The sequence below is a fragment of the Helicobacter pylori genome, assembly GCF_014496485.1.
In the GTDB taxonomy this organism is placed as follows: domain Bacteria; phylum Campylobacterota; class Campylobacteria; order Campylobacterales; family Helicobacteraceae; genus Helicobacter; species Helicobacter pylori_DD.
Map to the genome: position 1 here is coordinate 22,787 of NZ_JACTAX010000006.1, position 26,254 is coordinate 49,040.

Annotated in this window: 26 protein-coding genes; 1 reads left to right on the forward strand and 25 read right to left on the reverse strand. The window is 40.1% G+C overall.

The window, feature by feature from the left end; genetic code table 11:
- Position 1: 1 nt before the first annotated feature.
- The 3 genes from IC572_RS04410 to IC572_RS04420 are packed head-to-tail and all read right to left on the reverse strand — an operon-like array spanning position 2 to position 2,720.
- Positions 2-817, reverse strand: coding sequence for an MlaD family protein (locus IC572_RS04410; RefSeq protein WP_000439506.1), 816 nt, complete (start codon positions 815-817; stop codon positions 2-4).
- Complete coding sequence (locus IC572_RS04415) at positions 802-1,587, reverse strand: ABC transporter ATP-binding protein (protein ID WP_101025040.1); 786 nt, start codon at positions 1,585-1,587, stop codon at positions 802-804. The genes IC572_RS04410 and IC572_RS04415 overlap by 16 nt, the downstream gene beginning before the upstream one ends.
- Positions 1,587-2,720 carry an ABC transporter permease gene (locus tag IC572_RS04420; protein ID WP_187855201.1) on the reverse strand — a complete coding sequence of 378 codons (1,134 nt, stop codon included), beginning with the start codon at positions 2,718-2,720 and terminating at the stop codon, positions 1,587-1,589. Before IC572_RS04420 ends, IC572_RS04415 begins: the two co-directional genes overlap by 1 nt.
- A 133-nt stretch (positions 2,721-2,853) precedes the next feature.
- Here IC572_RS04420 and IC572_RS04425 point away from each other — a divergent pair, with 133 nt between their 5' ends.
- A complete protein-coding gene (locus IC572_RS04425; RefSeq protein WP_187855202.1) occupies positions 2,854-3,549 on the forward strand; it encodes an outer membrane protein in 696 nt (231 codons plus the stop codon).
- A 4-nt stretch (positions 3,550-3,553) separates the two neighbouring features.
- On the opposite strand, the gene ilvE is transcribed toward IC572_RS04425, so the two are convergent.
- The 22 genes from ilvE to IC572_RS04530 all read right to left on the reverse strand — a co-directional run bounded on the left by ilvE (position 3,554) and on the right by IC572_RS04530 (position 26,254).
- Positions 3,554-4,576 (reverse strand): branched-chain-amino-acid transaminase, encoded by a 1,023-nt coding sequence (gene ilvE / locus IC572_RS04430; protein ID WP_187855203.1) that lies wholly within the window; start codon positions 4,574-4,576, stop codon positions 3,554-3,556.
- 51 nt (positions 4,577-4,627) lie between these two features.
- Positions 4,628-5,374: an outer membrane protein gene (locus tag IC572_RS04435; RefSeq protein ID WP_120884609.1), complete on the reverse strand. Its 747-nt coding sequence runs from the start codon at positions 5,372-5,374 to the stop codon at positions 4,628-4,630.
- Between the two features lie 114 nt (positions 5,375-5,488).
- Entirely contained in the window at positions 5,489-8,158 is a 2,670-nt protein-coding gene (gene polA / locus IC572_RS04440) for a DNA polymerase I (RefSeq protein WP_187855204.1), read from the reverse strand.
- Positions 8,159-8,223: 65 nt separating this feature from the next.
- The gene (locus IC572_RS07920; protein WP_415751474.1) at positions 8,224-8,865 is read right to left on the reverse strand and encodes a restriction endonuclease subunit S; all 642 of its coding nucleotides are present in this window, start codon (positions 8,863-8,865) and stop codon (positions 8,224-8,226) included.
- The gene (locus IC572_RS07925; protein WP_332246572.1) at positions 8,810-9,430 is read right to left on the reverse strand and encodes a restriction endonuclease subunit S; all 621 of its coding nucleotides are present in this window, start codon (positions 9,428-9,430) and stop codon (positions 8,810-8,812) included. Before IC572_RS07925 ends, IC572_RS07920 begins: the two co-directional genes overlap by 56 nt.
- Positions 9,427-11,466 carry an HsdM family class I SAM-dependent methyltransferase gene (locus IC572_RS04450; RefSeq protein WP_187855205.1) on the reverse strand — a complete coding sequence of 680 codons (2,040 nt, stop codon included), beginning with the start codon at positions 11,464-11,466 and terminating at the stop codon, positions 9,427-9,429. Before IC572_RS04450 ends, IC572_RS07925 begins: the two co-directional genes overlap by 4 nt.
- A 32-nt stretch (positions 11,467-11,498) precedes the next feature.
- On the reverse strand, positions 11,499-12,074 hold the full coding sequence (locus IC572_RS04455; protein ID WP_187855206.1) for a ComF family protein: 576 nt from the start codon (positions 12,072-12,074) through the stop codon (positions 11,499-11,501).
- Positions 12,062-12,637, reverse strand: coding sequence for a dTMP kinase (gene tmk / locus IC572_RS04460; protein ID WP_187855207.1), 576 nt, complete (start codon positions 12,635-12,637; stop codon positions 12,062-12,064). The genes IC572_RS04455 and tmk overlap by 13 nt, the downstream gene beginning before the upstream one ends.
- A 1-nt stretch (position 12,638) precedes the next feature.
- Positions 12,639-13,112 (reverse strand): pantetheine-phosphate adenylyltransferase, encoded by a 474-nt coding sequence (gene coaD, locus IC572_RS04465; RefSeq protein WP_165535938.1) that lies wholly within the window; start codon positions 13,110-13,112, stop codon positions 12,639-12,641.
- Complete coding sequence (locus IC572_RS04470) at positions 13,112-13,675, reverse strand: UbiX family flavin prenyltransferase (protein ID WP_000780111.1); 564 nt, start codon at positions 13,673-13,675, stop codon at positions 13,112-13,114. The genes coaD and IC572_RS04470 overlap by 1 nt, the downstream gene beginning before the upstream one ends.
- A 9-nt stretch (positions 13,676-13,684) precedes the next feature.
- On the reverse strand, positions 13,685-14,317 hold the full coding sequence (flgA, locus tag IC572_RS04475; RefSeq protein ID WP_232263337.1) for a flagellar basal body P-ring formation chaperone FlgA: 633 nt from the start codon (positions 14,315-14,317) through the stop codon (positions 13,685-13,687).
- Positions 14,318-14,337: 20 nt separating this feature from the next.
- Positions 14,338-16,383 carry a DNA helicase UvrD gene (gene uvrD, locus IC572_RS04480; protein WP_187855209.1) on the reverse strand — a complete coding sequence of 682 codons (2,046 nt, stop codon included), beginning with the start codon at positions 16,381-16,383 and terminating at the stop codon, positions 14,338-14,340.
- A complete protein-coding gene (locus IC572_RS04485; RefSeq protein WP_187855210.1) occupies positions 16,383-18,917 on the reverse strand; it encodes a tetratricopeptide repeat protein in 2,535 nt (844 codons plus the stop codon). The genes uvrD and IC572_RS04485 overlap by 1 nt, the downstream gene beginning before the upstream one ends.
- A 9-nt stretch (positions 18,918-18,926) precedes the next feature.
- Complete coding sequence (serS, locus tag IC572_RS04490) at positions 18,927-20,174, reverse strand: serine--tRNA ligase (protein ID WP_187855211.1); 1,248 nt, start codon at positions 20,172-20,174, stop codon at positions 18,927-18,929.
- Complete coding sequence (locus tag IC572_RS04495) at positions 20,175-20,972, reverse strand: carbon-nitrogen hydrolase family protein (RefSeq protein WP_187855212.1); 798 nt, start codon at positions 20,970-20,972, stop codon at positions 20,175-20,177.
- 3 nt (positions 20,973-20,975) lie between these two features.
- Entirely contained in the window at positions 20,976-21,236 is a 261-nt protein-coding gene (locus IC572_RS04500; RefSeq protein ID WP_187855213.1) for an exodeoxyribonuclease VII small subunit, read from the reverse strand.
- Positions 21,237-21,245: 9 nt separating this feature from the next.
- On the reverse strand, positions 21,246-21,986 hold the full coding sequence (gene ubiE, locus IC572_RS04505; RefSeq protein ID WP_187855214.1) for a bifunctional demethylmenaquinone methyltransferase/2-methoxy-6-polyprenyl-1,4-benzoquinol methylase UbiE: 741 nt from the start codon (positions 21,984-21,986) through the stop codon (positions 21,246-21,248).
- A gap of 26 nt (positions 21,987-22,012) precedes the next feature.
- Entirely contained in the window at positions 22,013-22,459 is a 447-nt protein-coding gene (gene hemJ, locus IC572_RS04510; protein WP_000506448.1) for a protoporphyrinogen oxidase HemJ, read from the reverse strand.
- Positions 22,460-22,469: 10 nt separating this feature from the next.
- Positions 22,470-23,042: a YigZ family protein gene (locus tag IC572_RS04515; RefSeq protein WP_187855215.1), complete on the reverse strand. Its 573-nt coding sequence runs from the start codon at positions 23,040-23,042 to the stop codon at positions 22,470-22,472.
- Entirely contained in the window at positions 23,029-24,159 is a 1,131-nt protein-coding gene (locus IC572_RS04520) for an ABC transporter permease (protein WP_187855216.1), read from the reverse strand. The genes IC572_RS04515 and IC572_RS04520 overlap by 14 nt, the downstream gene beginning before the upstream one ends.
- Positions 24,156-25,253, reverse strand: coding sequence for an ABC transporter permease (locus IC572_RS04525; protein WP_187855217.1), 1,098 nt, complete (start codon positions 25,251-25,253; stop codon positions 24,156-24,158). The genes IC572_RS04520 and IC572_RS04525 overlap by 4 nt, the downstream gene beginning before the upstream one ends.
- Before the next feature lie 11 nt (positions 25,254-25,264).
- A complete protein-coding gene (locus tag IC572_RS04530; RefSeq protein ID WP_120809055.1) occupies positions 25,265-26,254 on the reverse strand; it encodes an HlyD family secretion protein in 990 nt (329 codons plus the stop codon).

A 26,254-nucleotide genomic window follows, 5' to 3' on the forward strand; every position in this document is an offset into this window, starting at 1 on the left:
GTTATTTCCTTTCTCCAAAAATCGTTTTATAGGGGTTAGCGTCAAATTTATCTATCAAAGCAGAGCCTTTTTCCACAAAATTATCAATGTTTCTTAAGCTCAACTGCGCTTGCATGATTAAAGGAGTGAACATCGCCTTAAAGTCGTATTGCCCCTGTTTGACGCGTTTATCCACATCTAAAGCCACATTATTGACATTAGAAACAAGGTTGTTAGCGTTATTAATCAAAGAATCAAATTGAGTCTTTCTTGAATCCAAGTTAGCGATGAGATCATCCACTGAAGCGAGAATGTGCTTGAATTTTTCCACATTTTCATCGTCTAAAATCCTATTCACATTCCTGATCGCTTTCATCACTTCTTGCACCACTTGATTAGCATCACCGCTCAAGCGATCCATAAGCCCTTCTTTAAAGATTAAAATCCGCTCCCCTTTATCGCCACTACCATAAAATTCTTCATTGTGGCTTTGCTCTAAGGCTAAAAATTTTAACCCCATAAACCCTCTAGAAGAAACCGCCACTTTGGAGTCTTTACGGATTTTAACGCTGGATTTAATCATCAAATCCAAACGGACCACCCCCACTTTATCCTTTGCAAAACCCACCTTAATGACATTCCCCACTTGAATCCCTTTGTAATTTATGGGCGAGTTGGTCGCAATGCCTCCCAAGTCTTTGTCCGTATAGACCACATATTCATAATACTTCCCATCATCTAATCCCAAATGGCCTAGCCATAAAATAAAACCCACCATGCAAACCAAGCATAAAAAGAAGAGCCCGCCGATTAAAGTGTAATTCACATGCCTTTCCAAAATTTCTCTCCTCGTGTTGAATTGAATAAATTGCCTTCATCTAGCCCTTGAGTTTGAGCTTTTTTAATAAAATCTTTTAAATCCCCATTAAATTCTAATAGCCCGTCTTTGAGCATGATGAATCGATCCACGCAATCATGCACGGAGTCCAAATCATGCGTGATCATCACCACCGTAAGCTGCAAGCTCTCTTTGAGCGTCATGATGAGTTCGTCAAATTTGCCCGCGCTATAAGGATCCAGCCCGCTTGTTGGCTCATCTAAAAATAAGATTTCTGGGTTAGTCGCCATAGCCCTTGCTATACCCACGCGCTTTTTCATCCCCCCACTCAATTCATAAGGGTAAAGGTGGTAAGCCCTAGGGGGCAAACCCACTTTTTCAATCCACATTTTAGAAATTTCTTCAACAATTTTTTTAGAATAAGCGCCGTATTGCTCTAGCATGACACCCACATTTTCTAAAACCGTTAAAGAGCTATACAACGCCCCAAACTGGAAGCAAATGCCGCAGCGGTTAAAAATCTTTTGCTGCTCTGTTTCTTTGAGTTTCCATATATCTTCCCCAAAAAGCAACACTTCCCCCTTTGTAGGGCGATTGAGTAAGATCATGCACCTTAAAAGCGTGCTTTTACCGCTCCCTGAACCCCCTAAAATCGCCATCACTTCGCCCTTATGCACGCTAAAACTCACGCCCCTATGAATAATGGTGCTTCCAAAAGCACTATGGAGATCCTTCACTTCAATTAAGACTTGATTGTTAGTAGCGTTCATTATATGTTCAACTTAGAAAAGAGAATAGAAAAAATAGCGTCTAAGAAAATGATCCAAAACAAAGCGTTCACGACGCTAATAGTGGTCAAGCGCCCAATGCTCTCGGTATCCCCCTTGACTTCAAACCCGCGCATGCACCCTACCATCGCAATCGCAAACCCCCAAAAAGGGGCTTTGACAATCCCTACTAAAAAATGATTCCAACCTACTGTGTCATGCAGTCTGTCTATATAGCTTGGAAAGCCTAAATCCAATTGGTATTTAATCGCAAACATGCCCCCAAGAATGGCGAACGCATCAGCGATAAACACCAATAAAGGCAAAACAATCACTAAGGCCAACACCCTAGGCAACACTAAAAATTCAAAAGGGTTAAAGCCCATGGTTTTCATCGCGTCTAATTCCTCAGTGATCTTCATCACCCCAATTTGCGCGGTAAAACTGCTCGCGCTCCTCCCGGCCACCACGAGGGTTAAAATGAAAGGGCCGATTTCTCTTAAAGCGAGTTTAGCCGTCATTTCCACCGACATTAAAGGCGCACCCATGTCTTGTAATTGTAAAGCCCCTTGTAAAGCAACGGCAAACCCCACGATAAACACCGTTAAAATACTCACCGGCAAAACCTTAAACCCGGATTCATTGATATGATAGAGCAAAGGAGTGATACAGAAGCGTTTGGGGTTGAAAACGCTTTTAATGAAGTAGAATAAAATCATGCCGCAAAAATTGAACGCGTTTAAAAAGGTGTTATAAGTCTCTACAAGACTCTTACCCAATTTAGTGATCATGAGTTCGTATTTTTTGCCCACTTTTTTAGATTCCAAATCGTCTTCTTTTTCAAACCAGTCTTTAACCACTTTCAAAGCGCAAGCGTTATTCTCGCTCACGTTGCACAATTCAATGTTTAAAGAACGCTCCTTGATGAGATCAAATAAAAACATGCCAAAAACAAAATCTATTTTTTGGCACCCTGAAAAATCCATTTTTAAAGACCCTTGATGATCCAATAAATTTTTTTTCAACTCATCTAAACGAAACACGCTCGTTTTAAAATCCCAATCCCCTCTTAAAATCAGCACAGAGTTCACCCCATCTTTACGCATCTCTAAAAATTTTTGTTTCTCTGTCTTCATTAAAATATATTCTCTCTCAGATTAGGTAAAATCTATTAACAAAATTTCGTTTGTTAAAACGACTATTTTAACACAATGATAAAACAAAAGGTTAAACAATGCTCTGTTTAATAAAGGATTAATTATTTTTAAAATGTTTAAAAAAATCATTTTTTTGTGCGTTTTTTTGATAGGGGGATTTGTCATTCCACCCCTTGAAGCCATGCCTATTTTGCGCAATAAAACCCCTAAAAAAAATTACCAAGAAGCCCATGAAAAGCTCTATAGAAGCATCATTAACCGCCAAAAACTCACACGCAAAAAAAGCGGGTGGTATTTTTTAGGAGGGTTTGGCGCTGTAGAGGCCATTAAGGACTATCAAGGCAAGGAAATGAAAGATTGGATCGCCACGCTCAATTTAAAAACCGGCGTGCAAAGTTTTTTTAAAAAATACATCGGGATCAGGGGGGTTTTTGCATGGGATCTTGGGTCAGGAAAAGTGAATTATCAAAGCTATAAAGATCCTACAGACTCTTTTTTTACCATGCTTGCGGTGGGTTTGGATGTGATTATGGAATTTCCTCTAGGGAGTTATAAGCATTATTTAGGGGCGTTTGGGGGAGCTAGAGGGGCTTTAGTCGTTTATACAGACAAGCAAAATTTCAAGTTTTTTAAACATTCTGTGGTTTCAGGGGGATTAGCGATTAGTGGAGGGGTCATGCTCACGCTTTTTTTAAGGCACCGCATTGAATTAGGGTTTAAGATCTTGCCCACCGCCAGATTGCTTTCTAGCTCTAGTCGCTTTGAAACTTCGCCCCTATTTTATGCGGCATACAGCTATAAATTTTAACCTTTTAGCCAACTTCAAAAATCCAATCTTTGGGGGCTTCTTGTTCGCCTTGCTGAATGGATAAAAGCAAATCATAAAGTTGTTTGGTAATATTGCCCGGCGCTTCAAAAGAATAAGACTTGTTGTTGTGCGCGATTTCTTTAATGGGCGTAATGATCGCGGCTGTCCCGCACGCTCCGGCTTCTTTAAACGCGCCCAACTCATCCACTAAGACTTCCCTCTCTTCTACTTTTAATTTCAAGTGTTCTTTAGCCAAAACCATCAAGCTTCTTCTGGTAACGCTTGGCAGAATGCTTGGCGAATGCGGGGTGATAAAGGCACTATCATGCGTGATGCCAAAAAAATTCGCCGCCCCCACTTCTTCAATTTTAGTGTGCGTGGTGGGGTCTAAATAAATGCAATCATCATAGCCTTGCTCTGTGGCCATTTTATGGGCTAACAGGCTTGCGGCATAGTTCCCCCCCACTTTCACCCCCCCGGTGCCTTTAGGCGCGGCCCTATCAAACGCCGTAGTGATAAACCTAGCCCCCCCTTTTTCTATACCCCCCTTAAAATACGCCCCCACCGGTGCGCAAAACACGATAAAAAGGTATTCACTGGCCGGCTTTACCCCCAAATTATCCCCCACGCCTATGACAAAAGGGCGCAAATACAAACTCGCCCCGCTTTTGTAAGGAGCGAGCCATTTTTGATTCGCTTTAATCACTTCAGCGCATGCCTTTAAAAACAGCTCTTCGCTCACTTTAGGCATGAGCAGTCTTTCGCATGAAGTTTGCAAGCGTTTGGCGTTTTCTAAAGGGCGAAAAAGAAGAGCTTTCCCCTTTTGAGAGCGATAAGCCTTCAAGCCTTCAAAACAAGCCTGCCCGTAGTGCAAGACCGGCGAGCCTTCGCTGAGCTGTAACACATTTTCGCTAACCAATTCGCCTTGCGACCAAGAGCCGTTTTTATAACTAGCGATGAAGCGAAAATCCGTTTTAATATAGCTAAAGCCTAAATTTTTCCAATCTAAATTTTCTAAATTTGCCATTTTCACACCTTTAAATGGATAGTTTCAAGTGTGATTGTATCTAAAAGGGGGTTAAAAATCCCTCAAGTAACTGATTTGAAACGCATAGACTCTACGAACATCAGCTTGTAAGGTGTATCCCTTTTCGTTGGTAATGGAGAAAAGCCGGTGCGTGATAGTAGGCACTTTAATCCCTAATTCTAGGCTATTGTGTTTAGCGATATGGGTGCGGACCCCAAACTTCCATAAAAACTGGAAATTGGCCGGGCTATAACTGGAATTGCTGTGGTGTTTTGCATAATGAGCGATCTCTTTACTGATGCTCGTTGCCCAACTATCCCCCGCTAATTGGATCCCCACGACAAAACCAAAAACCATGTTTTCTTTATTCACAAAATTCCACAGCGTATCTAACCCCACGCCATAAGTGAATAAATTGACATAGTATTGCCCTTGATAGGAATCCCTTTCGGTTAAAGTCGTCCCACCAAAACTAAAACTATTGTAAATAAACCCGCTCTCGCCCACCGGAATGCCCTTTTTCATCACACCAAAGCGGTTGTGCGCGTAGTCAAAAAACCCATAATAGCGCATGCCAAACCATTTTTTCTTACCAAAAAATTGCTTATAGCCCACTTCAAAACCCGCTCCTGCGTAAGGCGGGAACTTTATCAAAGGCTTTTGCAAGCCGTTGTCATTCACCATTTTAGTCTGATTTTGTATCATGCTCACCTGGTAATTGACTCCCACAAAAGCCGCGCTCTCTTCAGCGTTCGCTAAAACACCCAAAGCCCCTAATAATATAATTCTTTTCAACATTCAGTCTTTTCCCTTTATTTTTTGATAATCGCTCTATATTATATTAGCTTAAAATGGCTAAGTATTACTTATAAAGAAATAATAATATATTTTTTCTTAAACTCAATTAAAAAACTAACCTTTTAGTTCATTCCAACGCTTAGCGATAAACGCGCTCGTTTCTAACGGCACCCTCAAAGGATACACTTCATCATTAAGAATGCGTTGGATTTCTTGTTGCAACGCTGGGGCGTTTTTTTCTTCAATCTCAAAAATCAATTCGTCATGCACTTGCAAAAGCAGCCTCACCGAAGGGTTATTTTTGAAACGCTCGCTCACTTTGAGCATGCCTAATTTCAATAAATCGCTGGCACTCCCTTGAAAAATCGCATTCACGCCCTCTCGCAAATAATTGCCCTTAACATAATCATTCACGCCATTAAAATCAAACACCCGATAACGCCCAAGCAAAGTAAAGGCTTTAGAAGTTTTTAAAATCTCTTCTTTCATGCGGTTTAAATAATCTTTAATGCTAGGGAATCGTTTGAAATACGCTTCTATGTAGCTTTTAGCTTCATTTAAAGAGATGTTTAAAGTTTCGCTCAATTTCTTACTCCCCATGCCATACACCAGCCCAAAATTAATGCTTTTAGCGATGGATCGTTTTTCTTTGGCTAAATCTCCACCAAACAACGCCTTAGAAGTTTCTAAATGGATGTCTCGCCCCTTTAAAAACGCCTCCATTAAATCCTTATCCTGGCTGAAATGGGCCAATAAGCGCAATTCAATCTGCGAATAATCCACCCCTAGCAAACAATATTCTTTAGAGCTAGCGATAAAGCCCTTACGAATGAGTAAGCCTTTAGGCGATCGCACCGGGATATTTTGCAAATTAGGCGAATGCGAGCTTAAACGCCCGGTAGCTGTGCCGGTTTGGATGAAAGTGGTATGGATTTTATCGTCTTTGTCTTTTAAGCGCAATAAGGGGGTGGTGTAAGTGTTAAAAAGCTTATTCAATTCCCTGTATTCTAAAATCAAAGGGATGCTTGGGTGCTTGTCTAGGATTTTTAACAAATTTTTTTCATCGGTAGAATGGCTTTTATTTTTAGGAAGCTCTAATTTTTCATACAAGACTTCGCCAAGTTGCTTGGGCGAATTGAGGTTAAAATCCACGCCGATTAAATCCAAAATTTGGTGCTCTAAAACGTTTAATTCATTCTTAAACTCCTGCTCTAAGCGCTTGAAATAAGGCGCATCAATCTTAAAGCCTTGAAATTCCATGCCCATTAAAACTTTCATAAAGGGCGTTTCAACTTCTCTAGCTAAAGTGAGCAAATCCTCTTCTAGCCCCCCTTTTTCAAAGTATTCGCACAAACGCTTTAAAGCGTTTAATTCCACGCTTAAAAGTTCTGATTTTTCCGCTTTAGCCTTAAAATCTTTGATTTTTTCATGCGGGATTAAATCTTCTTTTAAATATTCCTTTAAAGCTTCATCAAACCCCACTTTTTCCGGATTCTTTAAAAACGCTAAAATTTGAGTGTCCTGGATATGAATATTTTCCAAAGACACCTGGTATTTGGCTTTTAAAAAGCTCAGTAAGGGCTTTAAATCATGCCCAATGATTTGCACATGCTGTAACATTTTAAAAAAAGCGTTTTGCAAAAATTCTAAAGAAAAGGGCGAAAATAACGCCTCTTCTAAAGGCAAAAAATAGCCTTGATTTTCATATAAAAACGCTAGGGCCAAAACTTTTTTTTCTTTATCCAGCACTAAACGCATAAAAACCCTATCGTTAGGATTTTTTAATTTTTCTAAAAACGCACCAAAGAGCGCGGTGTTTTCAAAAACGATCATGCACGATTTTTTAGGGGCGTTGTCTGATGTGGGTGCGTTTTCTAATGCGGGGGCGTTGTCTACAATGAAAGGGGAATTTTCTAAATCCCTTAAAGTGGAAATAAAACCATATTCTTTCAATTCATCTTTAATTTTCAATAAGGGGTTTTCGCTAGGAAAAGCGCAACTCAAAAAATCAAATTCCTTAATACACCCTCTTTCTAAAGTGGCTAATTCTTTGCTTAAAAACGCGCTTCCTTTGTCTTGTATCAAGGCTTGATACATTTTAGGGCTGAGTAAATTCTTCGCCAAGTCTAAATTTTCATAGATTTTTTCCAAGCTCCCCAATTGCTGTAACAATTCCTTAGCGTTCTTGCTCCCAATGCCTTTAATTCCCTTGTAATTATCGCTGCTATCCCCCACAATGCCCTGATAATCCGTGAATTGACTCGGCAAAATCCCGTATTTTTCCACGCAATCTTTCGCCAAAAACTCCGTTTTGCCATCAAAAAGCGCGATTTTATCGCTCAAAAGCTGGTTAAAATCCTTATCTTTAGAATAAATGCGCGTTTTATAAGGGCTTAGCGTGGCCAGGCTTGCGATAACATCATCAGCTTCAAACCCATTCACCTCCACGCAAACAAAACCCATTTTTTGCAACCATTCTAATGCGATAGGGATTTGTAAAAGCATCTCTTTAGGGGCGTCTTTACGATTTTGTTTGTATTCGCCTAATTTTTCAGCTCTTTTAGTTTTAGTCTGGCTTTCTAAAGCGAACACGATAAAAGGCATGTTTTTTCTATCTTTATAAAATTTTTTAACCATGCCCACAAGCCCCGTTAAAAGCCCTGTAGGAAAGCCCTTATCATTGGTTAAAGGCTTATTTTTAGCGCTCATGTAATAGCTTCTAAACAAATACGCAAAAGTATCAATTAACGCTAAAGTCCCCTCTTTAATGACTGGCTCTTCCATGCATCAACCCTCTTCAATCAAGCAAATTTTAAGTTTATTGTAACACAAGCTGGGCCTCATCTCTTTCAAAATAACGAGTCTTTTTGGGTTGGCGTTTCTTGGCTGATGGCTTCTTTTGTAGCCTGTATTTTAGTGCTGCTGTATTGAACCACGCCTTGAATGGTTTGCTTCATTAGGGCGTTTATAAAGGTGCGCATGAAATGAAAATCTATTTCGCCATTTTTTGTGGTGGGGAGAAAGATTGGCATTCCACTAGCAATTTTTCGGTTAAATTTGTTACCATAATTAAAACGCCCACAAGCTACTTTTTTAAAAGCAGTAACGATATAGAGTAAAGTTTTTTCATTCCAAAACTCATGGTATTTTAAAGAATACAGCCCTTGCACATGCGAATACCCTATAAAAGGTCTTTTTTGATAAAAAATACCCTCTGAAGTCGTGGTATCGCTATAAGTGATCTGATTACCCTTTTCGGTGGGTTCTAAAGAAGAATAACCGCTTATCCCATTATTCAAACTAGAATTGGTAACGACTGGATTTTTTGCGTTACTATCAAATAAGTGAGAGTTTGTAAGTTTATAGGCTTTTGTGGGGCGTATTTCAAACAAATCCCCTAATCTAAAGCTTTGCCATGTTAAGCCGCATGGGGTATTACCCCCCCCCCCCAGAATTGTTGCCGTTGAAAAGATTGAGGGCGTTTTCTTCATCGCTAGAAAGGGTGGTGTTTTCTAGCCCTGTAGCTTTTAAATAAGCCTGAAGTTCGGCGAGCCGACACTGCTCAAGTTCGGCTATGAATTTTTCCATGAAAATGAAATCAATATCCTTAAGGGTTTGAGTTTTAGCGGTGGGTTTTAGGGGGAGAGAAATAATCGTTACATTAAAATCTTTTTGGCGGTATTGCTTACCATAAGAAAATTTAGCCTTTAAAACTGCGTTAATTCTAGCGGTAACACACAACCCTATTCTGTAACTCATTGTGAATTTTGGGGTTAAAACCAATATATTATCATCTGCACTATATTCACTATAACGATAAAAAGCGTTTGCAAACATGTCAATAGTAATAGTATTACCTTTAAAAACTTTTTGATCGTGGTTACTGATATATTCCGCAACCCCATAGTTTTCATATCCTGCGGTTACTAATGGTCTAGTCCCCTTAATTCTGTTGGCTTTTGTTAGGCGAGTGCCACGCTCCATTTCAAACAAATCCCCTAATCTGAACTCGCCCCACTTAATAGCGTTGAGTTGGCTACTAAGGGGGCCAATCACTTTGGGGGCGTTTGGTTTTTTAAAATCAAGCCCACTTCATAAGAAAGGTAATCGGCTATCGTTCTTTTAAAATCCTCTAATTCGGGTTTAGTCTCATTCTTTTGATGGGCTTCAAAATTAAAGTCTTTAGCATGCTTGTTTTCATGCGGCTTAGCGATAAAATCTTCAATATAGATGGTTTTTAAATCGCCCCACAGCTCTTTAGAAACTTTAGCGTTTAAGCCGGCTTTGTAAATTTTAATGATTTCTTCGTAGCGTTTGGTGGGGTTAGAGGTTTCATTTAAGCCTCTTTTGGTGCGCTTGAAGCCGTCGTTTCTAAAGTCTATGAATTTAACGGGCTTTTCATAATCGTGTGGCTCATGAGCTTTAAAAATATAAACGCTTGTTTGCACCCCAGCTTGAGGCATGAATAAATCGGTGGGCATTTTAATGCTCGCTAGAAGCGAATGTTTTTTTAAAATTTCAACATTGGATTTTAAAGCTTGCCCGCTCCCTGCGCTATCTTGGATAATGATCGCTCCTAAAGCGCCTTTTTGCATACACTCTAATCCAAACTTGATAAAAGGCATGCCGTTTTCTTCGTAGCTAAAAGGAGGGTTTAATAAAAGGATATTGGGTTTAAAATCTTCATAAATCTTTTTATTGGTTTCAAAAGTGTTGCCTTTGATGATCAAGCTTGATCCATCGCCTCTTAAAATCATGTTAGTGGTGGCTAGCGAAAACATTTCAGCGTTAAGTTCCACGCCTAAAAGTTGCGTGGTTTTTGCGTCTTTTATTTTTTCGTTAGCTTTGGTGGTGTTTTTGCCATAGGTTTTTTCAATGTCTTCAATCATTAGCACCATAGAAGAAATTAAAAAGCCCGCGCTCCCTGTGGCTAAATCCATCACAAAAGACTTTGCATTAACCCCTAAAAGTTCGCTCATCATTTTAGTTACATAAGGCGGGGTTAAAACAATGCCCAATTCCTTACCATCCCCTAAAGCGTATTTTAAAAATTCGCTATAAAGTTCGCCCATGATGTCTAAATGACCGGTATTGTCGCTTTCATTAATGGGCTTATGGACAAACTCATAAAGAAAGGTAAAAATTTGCTTAGTGGTACTTGAATCTTTTTCTAAAAGCATGCTTATGGCTTTATCAAGGCTCGTTTCTTTATCGCGTTGTGGGTCTTTACTGATTTCTTTAAAACTGGCGAGCATTAGATCTCGTTTTTCTTCGCTCAAGTTTTTGGTTTTCAAAAATTCGCTAATTTGGTTAAACACTAAAACACCATCACGGCTAGTATCGGTCAATTCGCCTTTTAAATCGCTTGGTTTTAAGCCCTCTTTTTTGCCTTTAATTTCTTGCATGGATAAAAGCATGCCACTCACATATAACACGCGCTGAGGCGCTGTGATGTTGTGGTTATGCATAAGGCGGTTGAGTTTTTTAGCGGTTTCGTTTAGATCGTCTTTGGTTTTGATTAAGATAGAATGCTTTTCTTCTTCAGTGAGCGTGCATTCTTTATAAAAAGCGTTAAACGATTCTTGATTTTCTAAAAAATGCAGGTTTTTAGCGTTAATGAGTTTGTGCGAATTGATCCCGCTTGCAAAAACATAATACACTTCTATAGAAAGGTTTTCTTCATCATCGCCGGCTATGCCTATGGCGATACATTCTTTATATTTTTCTTTGTTTTTTAGGATATTTTGAGCGTAGTGTAAAGCCCCATTCACGGCGTATTTTGAAATGGAATTGTCATCGTTTTGCAACGCGCTGTTTTTGAGCTTTTTTAAATTTTTAGCGTAGAGTTTGTTTTCTATGATTATAGGGATAACGCTCTCTTTATTTTTAGGGTGCGTGTATTTTTCTAAACTGAAATCTGGCTCGCCATAAGAAGTTTTATCTTTGGTTTTACTCGCATTCAAAAGGGCGTTTTTAAGGCTAGGACTCATTTGGCTTTTAACATTAAAATCCTTATTTTTCATAAGCCCTAATTTTGTCAATTCTTTTTTAACATAGTCATCAACATCATCTTCTAACCGAAAAGCTTGCATGGTTTTATCCTTTTAAAAAATAAAATTATAACTCATTCATCCGCGCTGCAAAGCGCGATCGCAAAGTGCGCTTTGATGTTTAGGGTTTTAAGGTATTTTAGGGCTTCTTTTAGGGTGGTGCCGGTGGTGATAATATCATCTAATAAAAAATAATCTAAATTTTTATCGCCTTTGAAGGTGAAATTCCGTGGGTTATTGGCGCGAAATTCTAAGCTTTTCCCGGCATACGAAACAGCATTAGTAGCCCTTAAACGCCCGTAAGTGGCTTTTAAATTGCCTTGACAAAAGCCTTTTAAAAGCGCGGCTGAATGCGAGTAAAAGGATTTGATTTTATCATCAATGGCGATGCCATAAAGGGGGGTAGTCAAGCCTTTTTCTTGCAAGATTTTCACAAATTCCGCACCGGCTTTTTGAGAAAGCAAGGGCAAAATGCGAGAGCCAATCAGCGCGTATTTGCTTTTAATGAGTTCTTCTATTTCGCTATAAGCGTAAAAACTATACACGCTCACGCCCTCTAAAACCCTTACCTTTAAGCTTAAGGGCAAATCGTTCAAGCAATTTGAGCAAAGGGGCTTAAAAGAAAGCTTCAAACAGGTTAAACAACGCATTTTATAAAAGCGGCGATTTGTTCGTGCAAGTTTTTAACGCTTTCTTTGGCGTTTAATTCCAAAACTTCGCACCCGAATTTTTCTTTTAGTGCGTAAGCATGAGCTTTGAGCTTTTGCTGGATTGTGAGTAATTTTTCTATGCCTTGGTTTTCTATTTTGTCTAAACTTTTAAGGCTTAAGCGCTGTTTTAAGCCCTCTTTGTCTATGAGTAGCAGAATGATTTTTTCAGGCAAAATGCTTTGAGTGGCAAGCAGGTTTAATTCTAGGCTTGAAAATTGGCTATAAGCCATGCCAGAAATCAAACTCCTATCGCTAATGATGAGCTTTTTTTCTTTCAATGCCGGTTTTATCACGCTTTCTACATGCTCAGCCCTATCGCTTAAGAATAAAAACGCTCTAGCCAATTCGCTGATACTTTCATTTAAAGCGATATGCCTTAAATATTCGCCCATTCTCGTCCCCCCTGGCTCTTTGGTAAAAAGGGCGTTTTTAAACCGGTCTTTTAATAATCCTACTTGAGTGCTTTTGCCCGCGCCATCAACGCCTTCTAACACCACATACATTTTAAGCCTTTGAAATCAAAGGATAAATTTCTTTAGGCACTAAATGGCTCGCATCGCCCTTATGCGCGATAATGGATCGCACGATAGAAGAGCTGATGAAAGCGTTTTGTAAAGTGGGCATGAAATACAAGGTTTCTAATTCGTGGTTTAAGGATTTGTTCGCATAGCCCATTTGCAATTCGTATTCAAAATCGCTCACCACCCTTAAGCCCCTAACCAACACCTTACAACGGTATTCTTTAGCCAAATTGGCCAACAGCCCTTCAAACGCAACGCATTCTACATTTTTAAAACTTTTAGTGGCCAGTTGCATCATTTTTAAACGCTCTTTTAAACTAAACATGGGGTTTTTAGCGCTTGAATGCGCCACAGCGACAATGAGTTTTTCAAACAATTCGCTGGATCGGTGGATAATGTCTATATGCCCGTTAGTGACCGGATCAAAAGTGCCCGGGTAAATACCGATTTTTTGCATCAGTTCATTCCCCATCGTGGGTATAAGTCATTTTCTATCCCTAAGCTGTCAAACCACTTCCCCACTAAAAAATCTTGCATCGCTTCTAAAGTCTTGCTCTGGGTGTAATAAGTCATCATCGGCGGCGCGATGATCGCATTAGAATGGGCGAGTTTGAGCAAATTTTCTAACATGATAGCGCTTAAAGGCATTTCTCTAGGGGCAATGAGTAAGGGGCGCTTTTCTTTAAGCATGACAGAGGCGCTCCTAGAAATCAAATCCCCCCCAAAGCCATGCGCGATTTTAGCCACCATGTCCATGCTCGCTGGAATGATCGCCATTTTATGGATGCCATAACTCCCTGAAGCAATGCTCGCATGGATGTCTTGCTCGTTAAAAAAAGTCGCGCTAGGCCGTAAATCTTTCATGGCGTTTTTAAGGTTGATGTTAGACTCTTCTAACGCCACGACATGCGCGTTTTTAGACGCCACGACAAAAACTTCAATTTCTTTGGGTAATTTTTCTAAAAACCGCAAGGCTAGGGGTATCCCGCTCGCCCCGCTGATGCCTAAAACTAATTTCATGAATATCCTTTATAAAATTTGCGCTTTAGAGCTGCTCAACACTTTTGCTTTGAGTATTTTATTGCTTTCTAAATTTTTCGCTTGAATGATTTGATTAAGCGCGCCATTTTCTAGGGCTTTTAGGCTTATTTCTATGCTGATTTGCCCCTCTTCATACACCCCGGTGATGATGTCGTTTTTACGCACAATGATTAAGGCTTGGGTTTTATCTGCGCTTAAAAGCGTGTCAGGGGGGATAAAATGTTTCGCGCTCACTTTATCGATCGAGCCCTCTAATAAAGGGTTAGAAAGCGCGCCAAACAAAACGCGCTCTTTTTGGGTATTGTTAGCGGTGATGCTTTCATCTTTTTTAATCGCGCTAGCGCTTTTAAAAGCCTGCATGCTGCCTATCACGCTATAACGCACCGGCAAGCGTAAATTAGGCTCATTCTCCAATCTTAAAAACACGACCCCATCTTTTTTAAGCTTATTGGAAGCGTTCAATTCATAGCTTAAAATGGAAGCGTGAGAAAAACGCTCTGGGATTTCTAAGTTAATGGTTTCAATTTCCAATTTTAAGTCTTTGTATTCTTTGAGGTAAATTTCTTTAATCTCTGTTTTAAGCATGTTGGTATCCATAGCTAGTAGCGTGCGTAAAACCATGAAAAAAAGGGTTAAAATTTTCAAAACTCGTTATCCACTTTTTCTACAAATTTTTCTGAGATTTTATCATAGACATTCCCTCCGCAATTGATTTTCAAGCACAAACCGCTTAAGCCTTTTTCTACGCCTAAAACCCTACCGGTGCCAAAAATCTTATGTTTGATCAAATCCCCCACTTTAATGGGCGTGTCTTTTTGGTGATCGTGTTTAGGGGTTTGATCGCTTTTGAGTAACTGGGCTTCTTCTAAAAACACAGAGGGCGAGCAAGAGATTTTCCTCCCAAAATACGAACGCTCTTTGACATAAGAGAGCTGCAATCCTTCTTTAGCCCTAGTGATCGCCACGTAAGCCAAGCGCCTTTCTTCTTCCAAATCGCTTTCTTGATTGAACCCCCTATGCGGGAAAAACCCCTCTTCTAACCCGATCACAAACACATGCTTAAACTCTAACCCCTTACTCATATGCACGCTCATGCAACTCACTTTTTGCGCGTTTTCTGTATTATGGACATCCAGCGCGCTTTCATTCAAAAAATCCAATAAAGAACGCGTGGGGTTAGTTTTAAAATGCTCTTTCACTAAACTTAAAAGCTCTTTAACAAAACCCTCTCTTTCTTCGTAATTGTCTTCTTTTTCATAGCTTTTTAAAAGGTTAGTCTCTTCTAAAAAACGCTCGCAAAACTTCTCTACTGAAATTTCAAAAGCCTCCCTCAATCGCCCTATCATAGCGGTGAATTTCTTTAAAGCGTATTCGTTTTTAGGGTTGAGTTTGTCTTTAAACGCCCCAAGTTTTAGCGCTTCTTCTAAATTCAAACCCTCTTCATCTAAAAGAGAAAAAATCCATTCTTGAGTGATCTTGCCAAGGCCTCTTGGGGGTTTGTTTAAAACGCGCCTGATAAAAAAACGATCGTCTTTTTTCGCCACCACATGCATGAACGCTAAAGCGTCTTTAACCTCAGCTCTTTCATAGAAACCCACCGCCCCAATGAGCCTATAAGGGATATTCAAAGCGTTCAAGCTCTCTTCAATGCTGCGGCTAAGCCCGTTTAGGCGGTACAAAATAGCGATATTTTCTAAATTTTCGCCCCTCTTTAAAAGGGCTTTGATTTGATAAGCCACATCCAGGCTCTCTTCTTTTTGCGTGGGGTATTCTTTACAAACCACGCTTTTATGCGAGCCTTTGAAACTTTGAAGCGTTTTAATGTGGCGGTGTTGGTTATGGCTGATGAGGGAATTAGCGCACGCTAAGATTTCAGCGCTAGAGCGGTAGTTGGTCTCTAATTTCACTATTTTAGCCCCTTTAAAATGCTTGGAAAAATTTAAAATGTTAGAAATATCAGCCCCCCTAAACCCATAAATGCTCTGATCGTCATCGCCCACCACGCACAAATTATGGTGCGTGCAACTCAATTGTTTTAAAAATTCCAGTTGCAGGGCGTTCGTGTCTTGATACTCATCTACCATAATGTAATGGTAGCGTTCGCTAGTCTCTTTGGCGAGTTTTTCATTATCTTGTAAAATCTTAAGGCTTAAACAAAGCAAATCGTCAAAATCCACTAAATTGTCTTTTTTGAGCGCGTTTTGATAAAGTTCATACGCTTTATAACATTCGCTATCTTGCATGCTCAAATCCACCATGCCGTTTTTGATTTGAGAAATGCTCGCCCTGAAGTTTGAAATTTTGAGCTGTTTGCACAGCGTTTTGACTTCATCGCTATCTAGCACCGAAAAATCGCACGCTCTTTTTAAAAGGCTCATGTGTTGCCTTAAAAACAGCAAACCAAAACGATGGAAAGTGCAAAGCAAGGGGGGGATAAGGGTTTGGTTTTTCAATAATTTCAAAGCCCTTTCTTGCATTTCTTTACTCGCTTTATTGGTGAAAGTGAGCGTTAAAGTGTTCTCGCTAGGCACGCCACAAGCGCCAATCAAATACGCTAAACGGCTCGTTAAAGTCTTAGTCTTACCGCTCCCAGCTCCCGCTAAAATGAGCAATGGCCCTTGAATGTGGCTTGCAGCGATTTTTTGCACTCCGTTCAAATTGTCTAAAATGTTTTTTTCAAAACCCATTATTCTAAAAACTCGCCCTTTTCTTCTTGGTTCAAACGCTCTTTTAAAAGGTTGGTGTCAATTTCAAAATCAAAATAAGGCGACGAAAAATCAGAGGTTTTAATGGCTAAAAAATGGTTTAGCGCTGATTTCAAGTCCCCCTTTCTTTGATACAACAACCCTAAAGCGTAACGGATATTTTCATTATTCGGATCGTCTAATTTCCCAAGCTCTAGCCATAAAGCGGCGTTATTGTAATTGCTTTGCGCGATATAAGTCAAACCCGCTAGGATTTTTAAACGCGTCTCATTATCCTTAAGCCCGCTAATTAAGTTTTGATACAACGCGCTCGCTTTTTCATACTGGCCTTGAAACAAACTCACTAGCGCTAAATTTTCCAACCAATCGTTAGGGGCTTCTCTCTCTTCTAAACTGGCGATTTTTTGCTCTAATAATCTTTCTTGATGATCCAAATCATTGACCATAAATCCCATGTAAGTGTAGAAATGACGCCCTAAAATGGGCCCTTGCATGGTTTGATCCCAGCTGATTTTACGCGAATCTAAAAGGGTGTAAATGCTTAAAGTGTGGCGGATACTCGCATCATAATACGAAACGATTTCATAAAAAATATTAGAGATGAGATCTTTAGGGAGCATTTTTTTTAAATTCCCAAAAGATTGCACCATCAATTTTTTATCCTTGCTCTCTTTAGCGAACACCGCTTCTAGCGCGTAATAAAAAGGGAGCTTTTTAGGGGCGTTTTTAAGCCAGTCCATATCCCAATTGGTGCGGTAATTCAAATAAGCGATGAGCGAAGAGAGTAAAGCTTTTTGCGTGGGGCTAGAAAAATCCTGGCTATAAAAATTCTCTGTGATTTCTCTTAAAAACTCCGTGGTGTCTTCGTGGGTGAAATGCGAGGCTAAAATTGCAAAAACCGCGCTCAAGTAATCCGCAGAGTTCAAATGAAAAGCCCTTAAAAAATGGAAATAGGCTTTGTGGTAATTTTCCAATTGCGCATAAATCAAGCCCATATTATAATGGAGGAGCGCGTTATTGGGGCTGTTTTTTAAAGACAAATCAAAAAAAGAAAGGGCTTTTTTTAAGCGCTTCTTTTCTAATTCTTTCAACCCTTTGAGCGCGTTTTTATCCGCTATCGCCATCAAACGCCCTCTTTTAAAAGCAAGGCTTGCCCCCTCTAAATCCTTTTTTGCATCAGAGTCTAAAAGAAACAGCCCCTCTTCAATCACGCCTAAGGTTTCTTTAGAGTCTAAAACCTTAAAAGGAGCGTAATAAAACAGCAAGCGGTAGATAAAATCCCTTTTACCTTCAAAATATTGCGTGTTCCAAAAACGCTCTTTGGCTCTTTCTTTGTCTAAAAAAACAGGGTTTATAGTGGGCTTGATGGGGTAAAAAGAGTTGGCTAGCGCGCTATATTCTTTGGTGTGGCTGGCTAATTTTAAGGCTTCGCTCGCTTTAAGGGTGTCGCCTTTTTTCAAACTCACCAATTCCAAAGCCATCAAAGCGTTTAAATCTTTAGGGTAGTTGTGCAAATAATGCTGCAAATGCTCCAAAGCCTGCTTGTAATGGCCCAAACGCGCCTGCAAAAGCCCTAAAGCAAGCTCATCTTGAGCGTTTGCACTTTTTTGTAATTGCTTATAAGCGTTGGTTTCATCTTTAAACATCAAAAACAATTTAGACGCCAATCGCGCGTTAGGCTTTAAAAAGGCGTTGGAATTAGGGTGCATTAAAGGCGAAAGGGCTTCAAAATACTCCCCGGCGTAATAGGATTTGAGCGCGTAAGCGTAGGAATAAAAAGACTTTTTATAGTCTTTATACAAAGTGTCTCTCACAATTTTTAGATAATGATAATACAAATCCTCATCTTGCAAATGATAAGCGCTCACTAACGCATCAATCGCGCTCACGCTCGCGTTTTCTTTAGAAGCGATGCTAGAATCAAACAAATCCAACGCCCCGTTAAAATCCTTTTCTTTAAACTTGATCACCCCTAAATTATGGCTCGCAATCCCTTGCGAAAAAGAAGCGGCTTTGTCAAATAGGTGTAAGGCTTCATCTTTCTGCCCTTGCTCATACAAAAGGCTCGCTTTTTTCATTATCGCATCCACTTGATTTTCATCGTTTCGTTTGAGGGAGTCCTTGCCGATTAGATCGGGTAAGTCTAAATTCTCTATTTGCCCCTCGGCTTGTGCGCTGTTAGCGTTATTGGTATCGTTAGGCGTTTCGTTATTGGTGGTGGCGGTATTAGTTTGTAAAGAAGTTTGTTGGTTTTCTTTTTTATGCCCTAGTAACAAACTCAAAGCCACAATGAGCGCGATGAGTGAAAGCAATATCCCAAGCGCGATATAAAGCTTTTTTTTATTGCGTGAAAGCTGTTTGAAAAACTCTTTAGAGCTTTTGATTTTACTAATCGTTTGCTCTAAAGCCTGCTTCAAAGAGGGGATTTTAGAATGAATGCCCTTTAGGGGGGTTTCTTTTTCGTTTTTGTTTTCGCCCCCTTTTTCTTCTAATGAATTTTGCTCTTCATTCAGCACGAACTAGCCTTAAAGGTATTTTTCTAACGCCTTAGGAATATGGATGCTCCCATCCGCTTGCTGGTGGTTTTCCATTAAAGCGACCATCGTCCTGCCTACCGCTAAAGAAGAGCCGTTTAAGGTGTGCGCTAATTGGTTTTTTTGATTTTCTTTGAAGCGGATTTTGGCGCGCCTGGCTTGAAAATCCCTCGTGTTAGACACCGAGCTGATTTCTCGGTAGCAATTTTGCCCGGGCAACCACACTTCAATATCTATCGTGTTGCTCGCGCTAAAGCCTAAATCCCCACTGCACAATTGCACAAACCGGTGCGGCAATTCCAAAGCCTTTAAAATTTCGCTCGCGCTCTCTAGCATGCACTCTTGCATCGCATCGCTTTCTTTAGGGTGCGTGATAGCCACTAATTCTACTTTATCAAACTGGTGCTGTCTTATCATCCCCCTTGTGTCCTTGCCCGCACTCCCTGCTTCGCTCCTGAAACAAGGCGTGTGCGCGGTCATTTTAATGGGGAGGTTTTCAACGCTAATAATGGTGTCGTTGTATAGATTGGTGAGCGTTACCTCAGCGGTAGGGATCAAATACAAATTTTCATTTTCTATTTTAAAAACATCTTCTTTGAATTTGGGTAATTGCCCAGTCCCAAAAAGCATTTTTTCATTCACTAACGCCGGCGTGTAGATGATTTCAAAGCCATTTTTTTCATTAAAATCCAACATTAAATGAATGAGCGCGCGATAAATTTTCGCCCCAAAACCCCTAATGACCGAAAAACGGCTTTTGGCGAGTTTCACGCCACTTTCAAAATCAATCCAGCCATTTTGTTGAGCGAGTTCAAAATGCTCTTTGGGTTTGAAATTAAAAACCCTTGGGGTTAAGATTTTTTTAATTTCTATGTTGTCTTCTTCATTCGCGCCTAAAGGGGTTTTTTCATCCACTAGATTAGGGATTATGGAAAGCTTCAAATCCATTTGTTGCTCTGCTTCGCTCACGCTTTTGGAAAGCTCATTCAGTTTGATTTTATTGTTTTCTAGCTCTTTTTTGAGATCGCTTGTATCCATTTTTTGAGCCATTTTGATACCAAACTCTTTAGAAACCTTGTTTTGAAAGGCTTGCAAGCCTTCTAACTCAATGAGCTGTTTTTTATAATGCGTGATGGCTTCGCGCAAACGCTCTAATTCATCGTCCATCGCATGGTTACGCTTTTTTAAAGAAAGAGCCACCTTGTCAAAATCTTGCAACAAAAGTCTTTTATCAATCATTCAACCCTCTTTAATCGTTCTAAAATGCCACAATTTAGCCCATTCGTCTATATCGTTTTTATTTATTTGAGCGCTCAAAGCCCCCATTTTACCCTCTAAAGAATCTTCAATAGCGCCATTAGGCAAGGCCACAAAACTATCCCCATAAAATTTCCACAAGAATTCGTTTTTTTGATCTCCTTCTACAAGGATTTGGCGATACGCCCCGATCCTATTAGCCCTAACCACCACGCAAGAAGCGCAAAAAGCGCGCATCTGGCACAAAAGCCGCCACCTTTCATTGGATTCAAAAGTGGCCACGCTGCTTAAAAGCACCACATCCACGCCCTGATTTTTAGCCTGAACCCATATTTCATCAAAATGCGCTTCAAAGCCAAACAAAGGGGCGATTCTTAAGCCGTCTCTTTTAAAAACTAACAATTCTTTAAAAGCGCTTTTCTCATTGTCAAAAAAGCTTTCTTCATCCCAGTGAGGATAGGGGATTAGGCGTTGTTGCGTGTAATACTGGATATTTTCTTTAGAAATGAGGGCGATTTTTTTATAGATTTTAGAATCTTCTTCTAAAAGCACCGGGGCTGAAACGATCAAATCTAATTCTTCGCATTTTTGCGACAAAAACCCAATCGCTCGCGCAGACTGCGCGTTAATCTCATTCAAATCCAATCCCATGTTATGGTGGAAAAAGGGGTTGATCACGTATTCAGGCAACACCACCACGCTTTTCTTGGGTATGGAGTTGAATAGGGATTGCATGAGGTTTTCTTCAAAAGACTCTAATTGCAAAGCAAACACTCGCATGCTTTAAGCCTTTTTGTCTGGCGTTTGGAGTTTTTCATACTCTGAATAAGCGTTTTCTAAAAGCTTTTGAGCCAAAAACAACTCTTGCATGGCCGTTTTATACAAATCCATCCCGTCTTTTAAAGACAAGTTAGGATCATTCAAGCGATCTATGGCTTGCTCTAGGGAATGAACATGCTCTTCAAAGCTTTTTTTAGGGGCGTTTTTAGTGTTTCTAGTGTTTTTTGGGGGGGCTTTTTCGGTTTCAAATAATTCATCTTGCATAACATTCCTTTAGCTTTTTTTAACAAGCATGGTCGTTGAAATTTGAGCGATAGAATCTTCAGTCCTTACAATCTCAAACCCTGCGTTTTTCAATTCATTCTTCAAGCCCTCCAAACTCAAAAACCCCTCAATGGATTGCGGTAAATAAGAATAAGCGCCATAATTCTTACTGATAGCCCCTCCCACTAAAGGCAAAACCTTATTCGTGTAAAACCCTGAGATTTTATCCAGCCATGTGGGGTTGTCTTTTTTTAAAAATTCTAAAATCACCAAAACGCCCCTAGGCTTTAACACCCTAAAAAACTCTTTTAAAGCTTCTTGTCTTTCCACGATATTACGCAAGCCATACGCAATGGAAAGGATATCCACGCTGTTATTTTCAACGCCCTTTAAATCTTTAGCTTGAGCCTGGATAAAAGAAATTTTGTTTTCAAGCTCTTCACATTTTTTAATAGCCAATTCAAGCATGTTATTAGAGGGGTCAATCCCCAAACATTCCTTAAACTCTATGCCGCAATTCAGAGCGCTTTTTTGCCAAGCCACAAGCATATCCCCCGTCCCGCATGCCACATCCACAAGCCTTAACGCTTTCTTATTTTCCAAAAACAAAAACGCATGCTCGCAAGCCCTTTGGCGCCATTTAACGTCTAAGCCAAAACTCATCAAGCGGTTGGCTTGATCGTAAGAGCTGGCTATATCATCAAACATGTTGATGATTTTTTCTTGCTTGAGGTGCTTTTCTTTTTTCATGACTTTTCTTTTTTCATGGCTTGTCTTTAAAAAGGCTTGACAACCACTAAGATCACAATGAGAATCATTAAAATCGTGGGTATTTCATTAAACACGCGATAAAACCTTGCGTTTCTTCTTGTAGGGTCTTTTTCTAGCTCGCGCATGCATTTCTTGCAATAAAAATGATAGGCTAAAAGTAAGATCACTAAAGCCAATTTAGCATGCAACCAACCCCCGCTTTTAAAGAGCGTGGGCTCTATCAACAGCATTAAAATCCCTGTGATAAGCGTGAAACCCATAGCCGGCGAAGCGATAAAGGAATAAAGCTTTTTTTCTTGGATTTTAACCACTCCTACAAACTCTTTTTTATGCGCGTTTTCTGCATGATAGACAAAAAGGCGCGGCAAATAAAATAACGCCGCCATCCACGAAATGACCGCTATCACATGGAAAGCCTTAACCCATAAAAAATACCCATTCAAAAATCCCATACCACTCTCCCTAATTTATCTTATTTTGTTGTAAAAACGCTTGCAAATTTTCTCTTTCGCCGCTGATTTCCACTTCCACGCTTTGGTTTGAAAAATTCTTTTTGCTTAATTGTAAGCTAAATTTCTTAATTTCACGCTGAAGAGCGTCTAATTCTTTGTAAGAATAATGAGCGCTTAAAGTTTCTAACTCCACAAAATCCTTCAAAGCGTTTTCTTTTTGAGCGTTTTCTACGCACAATAACGCGCTCTTAGCATAAGCTTTCATCAAGCCTCCCACCCCTAAAAGCGTGCCTCCAAAATAACGCACGCTCACTAATCCTATATTGATCAAATCTTCTCGCCTCAAAACGCTAAGCATAGGCATGCCTGAACTCCCTTTAGGCTCGCCATCATCGCCAAAACCCTCCGTGATTTTACCCTCTAAAGAATAGCGAAACGCCGTTACAAAATGTGCGGCTTTAAAATGCTCTTTTTTCAATTGCAAAAGGGTTTTTTCAAAATCGCTAAAAGGCATAAGATACCCTAAAAAGCGAGACGCTTTAGTTTGGTGCTTGGAGGTGATGAGGTGTTTAAGCGTTTTCACAAGCTTTCTTTAAAGAACTGAGTTTGAACACGCACCCTATAAAACTCACGATAAAAATCGCAATAAGCGCGTAAAAATGGATGGAAACATCTATAAATTCCGCATGCATTTGATTCAATCGCCCGAGCAAACTGATCCCATGATAAGCAGGCACTATTTGAACGAAAGCCTGTAAATAAGAGGGCAAGGATTCAAAAGGCCACACAAAACCCATCATAAAAATCAAGGGCAAAGAAGAAATTAAAACGATTTGAGTGGTGTGGGCTTCATTTTTGATCCATGCCCCTAAAAACGACCCCAAACTCAAGGTCGCAAGCATGAAAATCAAACTGTTCAAAAACACCATTAAAGCGCTCCCATGCCGTTCGATCCCATAAAAAGAAAACAGCGCCCCAAAATACAACAAAACAAAAACGCTAAACGCTCCCATGAACACCAAGAGTCTTGCACACAGCCTTAAAGCGATTTGTTTCTTGCCTAAAAGGGCCAATTCCAAACGCCTGGAGCTAGTAAACATGCTGCTTGCAATGAGCATCACCTGGTGTAAGATGAAAATAAACACGCTAGAGAGCGCGTAATTCAAATACCCCTCACTAGGGTTATACAAAGCGATAGGCCTGATTTTAATCCCATCTGTCCCTAATTCAGCTTCTTCTATTTGGGCGTTGCGTTTGAATCTTATCTCATCATTTAAAGCGTTGATGCTCTCCACCACCGCATTCGCTAACGCGCCATAAATCAAAAAGTAATTGGAATTCGCATAAAAATCTATCGTTACAGGCACTTGCTTATGGATATTGGCTTCAAAATGCGAAGGGATATGCAAGATCCCATAAATTTTTTCTTCTTTTAAAAGCTTTTTGGCTTCCAGCATAGAGGGGCTAAAAAAAGCGATTTCTAACTCGTTGGAGCTTTGCGCCATGAAGGCTAATTGCCTAGAAAGAAAGGAGTTGTCTTCATCTACAAGGGCGATTTTTTGCTGCGTTACGATGTCTCTTAAATAAGGCAAAGGGTATAATAAGCCATAGATTAAAGGAGCGCCTATAAGGATCAATAAAACGCCCTTATGAGAAACAATGGCTCTTAACTCCATTAAAAGGATTTTAAAAAAATTCATGCGCTAGCCTTGTCTTTTTTAAAAGAAAAATAAAAAACCAAAAGCCCTAAAGCTAAAAAAATCAAAAAGAACACAAGGGGCATTAAAGAATTTAAAGATTCCGTTAAATCCGTCTTATAATAGGCCTCTTGTAAAAAGAACTTCATAAAATGGCTAATAGGCAAGCAATGGCTCCAAAAATCCCCAAAAATTTCCATGTTGTTTTGCGGGTAAGTAACCCCAGCAAACGCAAAGCTTGGAGCGGTATAGACCCCAATCGCGCCCGCAGTTTCAATAACGCTTTTTGAAATGCCATAAACTAGCACCACAAACCCGCTCATAATGAGCGCCATTAAAACTACCGCCAAAAAGACCAACAACAAATGCGCATAATTCCCCTGCATGCCAATGAAATTAAAATAAAACGCCATACCCATCCCCCAAAAGCTAAACACGCACACATTCGCTAAAATACTGATCAAAAGCTCGTGCATGTTAGAGGTTTTTTGAATGAAATTGAGCATGCCAATCGCAATGAAAATAAGCCACATGCAAGGCAGCATCACGCTTAAAAGGTATTGCGTGTAATTGTTTTCTTCATTGTATAGGGCATGCAATTGCAAAACAATAGGCATTGCTTGGGCTTTAGCCAAAATCAAATTAGAATCTCGCACTAAAGCTTTGGTGGCTAAAGTTTTAGCGTCTAAAGTCAAAGCGGTTTGCAAGAAGGCGTTTTTGAGCGTTTTCCCCACTAAAACATACTCAGCGTTATAATAAAAGGGCAAATCCACCTTTCGCCCCATTTTGATTTTTTTCTCTAAATCTCTAGGCAAAACTAACGCCCCATACGCTTCAGCGGAATTTAAAAAGCGTTTGGCTTCTAAAAGGCTAGCCACTTGGTGTTTGATTTGAAGCGCGCTCGTTGCGCCTAATTCAAACGCTACCTGATGGCTTGTCGTGGTCTTATCCAAATCCACCACCACGATAGGGAGCTGTCTTGGGATTTCTTGTTTAAAGATTTGCGTGCCTAAAACCCCTAAACAAAAAGGCAATATAAAACACACGACAAACAAGAACTTGTCTTGTAAAACCCATGCGCTTATCAATCTGAACAAAACAATCCTTTTTAAGGTTTAATGGTAACTAACACGCTCATCCCTACCCTAAAATTTTCCAACTCTTCTAAGGGTATGGCCTCCACTTCATAGCTTTTCATGTCGTAAGTGTTGGAATTATTTGTCGCTTTCCAAGTCGCAAAATCCCCCATCACGCTCAAATATTTGACCCTGAATTTCGCGCTTCTTTTCAACGCTGGGATATAGCCTTCAAATTCTTTACCCACTTTAAACTCGTTCAAATACTTTTCAGGCACGCTGATTTTTAACCAACTATCCTTTAAATCTATCATGAGCACCACAGGAAAACCCTTAGGGCTAAGCTCGCCACCGCTTAAAAGCACATTACTCACTTCCCCATCAATTGGGGCTGTAGCTTTGACGTCTTTTAAATAAGACTCCACTTCATTCACTTGCCCTAAAGCCGCGCTCTCTTTAGCCTTAGCGGCAATCTTACTTTCAGAGCTCGCCCCCCCTAAAGCCATTTTATACTTTTGGTAAGCCGCGCTCTCGTTGTATTTAGTGCTTTCATAGGCCGCATAGGCTTCATCGCGCTTTTGCAAGCTCGCCACGCCGTTATCATACAAATCTTGAACGCGCTTATAAGTCTCTTTGGCTAAAGTGGCTTGAGATTTTGCCGCTTGCCAAACATCTCTCGCAGAATTGATCGTTTCATCTCTTGAGCCTCTTTTGACTTCATCGCTGAGCGCTTTAGCGGCTTTATGCCCGGCTTCAGCTTGAGCGAGCTTGGCTTCTAATTCAGGGCTAGAAATGCTAAAAACCAAATCGCCTTTTTTAATGTGATCGCCTTTTTTAACAAACACCTTTTCAATGCGGCCAGGGACTTTGGAGCTCACGCTGTATTCTCTGGCCTCCAAAAACCCTTGCAACACTTCAGCCTTAGGGCGATAAGCCAAATAAAAAAGCACGATTAGCCCTAATAATAAAGCCCCACCCCCTGTAAAAATCGCTTTATTTTTATCCAACATGCTATTTGACAT